Source organism: Leucobacter sp. M11 (assembly GCF_035726885.1).
Classification (GTDB): Bacteria; Actinomycetota; Actinomycetes; order Actinomycetales; family Microbacteriaceae; genus JAPFRB01.
This window is the reverse complement of the sequence record NZ_JAPFRB010000002.1, coordinates 535,429-537,411: the sequence shown is the minus strand read 5'-3', so window position 1 is coordinate 537,411 and position 1,983 is coordinate 535,429. Positions and strand designations below refer to the sequence as shown.

Genomic DNA, 1,983 nt, shown 5'->3' with positions numbered 1-1,983 from the left:
CGATTACGCCCAGGGGAGCGGCGACTACGCCATCACCTTCTCCGTGGGGTCCGGCCACGCGCCGAACGACGAGCTGCTGTCGCCCTGCTTCCAAGCCACGATGGACGCGGTCGAAGAAGCCCTCCTGAACTCCGTGTTCGCCGGGGTGGACACCGAGGGCTTCGAGGGCCGCGCGGCGAAGGGCCTGCCGCTGGACCTGGCCGTGGACCGGCTCCGCGCCGCGGGGGTGCTCGCCGCCGACGCCACAGCTGGCGCCTCAGGAGAGCAGCCGCACCGCGCAAAGCCGGGCACGGCCACGAGTCCCAGCCCGGCACGGCGCCGAGAGGTCACCGGTCAGGAGTAGCGTTGGCGTGTGACCCAGGAAACCGTTCACCCCCCGCCGCGCACCGCCCCCTGGTGCGTGCTCGGCCGCACCGCAGACGGGCAGATCGTCGCCCAGTGGCTGAGCGCGACCGGGGTCCCGGGGGCCGAGCGTCGCGTGCCGCCCGCCGGGCTGCCCGCGCTCGTCGCGGAGCACGAGGGCGCTGCGGCCCCGCGCTGGGTGTGGAGCGACACGGCGCACTGGTACCCGGCGCTGCTGGCGGCCGGGGTGCGCGTCGAACGCTGTCACGACCTCCGGCTCAGCCACACCATCCTGAAGCTCTCCGCCCGGGTGCCAGACCGCGCGGCGCTCGCCGCCGAGACCGCCTGGGATGCGGTTGCCGCCCAGCCCCTCGACGCCCCCGTGGCCCCCGCGCTCTTCGACCTGGAGCGGGGGGTGCCCGAGGGGACGGAGGCGCCGCACGATCGTGACGCGGCGCTCGCCGAGTTTCAGCGCCAGCTGACCGCGATCGACGCGTCCGACGAGCCGGGGCGCCTCCGGCTGCTCCTGGCCGCGGAGTCCGCGGGCGCGCTGATCGCGGTCGAGATGGCGACCGCGGGCCTGCCCTGGGACACCGCGGAGCACGAACGGCTCCTGGCCGAGGCCCTCGGCCCCCGACCCGCTCCCGGCGAGAAACCCGCGAAGATGCTGGCGCTGGCGAGGACGATCCGGGCGGCGCTCGGAGACCCGACCGCGAGCCTGGACTCGCAGCCGAAGCTCCTCCGGGCCCTGCGCGGCGCGGGGGTCGCCGTCGACTCGACCTCGAAGTGGGAGCTGGCCGAGCACGAGCATCCCGTGATCGAGCCGCTGCTGCGCTACAAGAAACTGGCCCGGCTGTTCACCGCGAACGGCTGGGCCTGGCTCGACGAGTGGGTCGGCGACGGGCGCTACCGGCCAGTGTACGTCCCGGGCGGGGTCGTGACCGGGCGCTGGGCCTCCAGCGGCGGGGGCGCTCTGCAACTGCCCCGGCAGCTCCGCTCAGCCCTTCGGGCGGACCCCGGCTGGCGGTTGATCACCGCGGACGTCGCCCAACTGGAACCGAGGGTGCTCGCGGCGATGAGCGGCGATCGCGCGATGGCCGACGCGGGGCGCGGCACCGACCTCTACGCGGGCATTGTCGCGAGCGGCATCGTCGCCTCCCGGGAGGAGGCCAAGATCGCGGTGCTCGGCGCGCTGTACGGCGCGACCGCGGGCGACAGCGGGCGGCTCGTGCCCCGGCTGCGCCGGATCTTCCCGGCCGCGATGGCGCTCGTGGACCGGGCGGCGGTGATCGGCGAGCAGGGCGGGGTTGTCAGCACCTGGCTCGGGCGAACCTCTCCGGTGCCGGACGAGGCCTGGCGGGAACGGCAGGCCAGGGCAAGCCTGCCCGGGGCGCATCGGGGGGACGAACAGCTGGCGCGGCGCACGGCGCGAGACCAGGGGCGTTTCACGCGAAACTTCGTGGTCCAGGGCACCGCCGCCGAGTGGGCGCTCGCCTGGCTGGCGGAGTTACGGTTGCGGCTGCACCGGCTCGGCGCCACCCCGGGAACCGTCCCGGCAGGGGCCTCGGGCCCGGTCTTTGCGCGCACGCCGCACCTGGTGTTCTTCCTGCACGACGAGGTGATGGTGCACGCCCCGGCCGA

At 75.2% G+C, this 1,983-nt stretch carries 2 protein-coding genes; both read left to right on the top strand.

The window, feature by feature from the left end:
* On the top strand, positions 1–343 hold a 343-nt coding region (locus tag OOT08_RS06895; RefSeq protein WP_325091858.1), incomplete at its 5' end, for a P1 family peptidase.
* A gap of 9 nt (positions 344–352) precedes the next feature.
* On the top strand, positions 353–1,983 hold a 1,631-nt coding region (locus tag OOT08_RS06890; protein WP_325091857.1), incomplete at its 3' end, for a bifunctional 3'-5' exonuclease/DNA polymerase.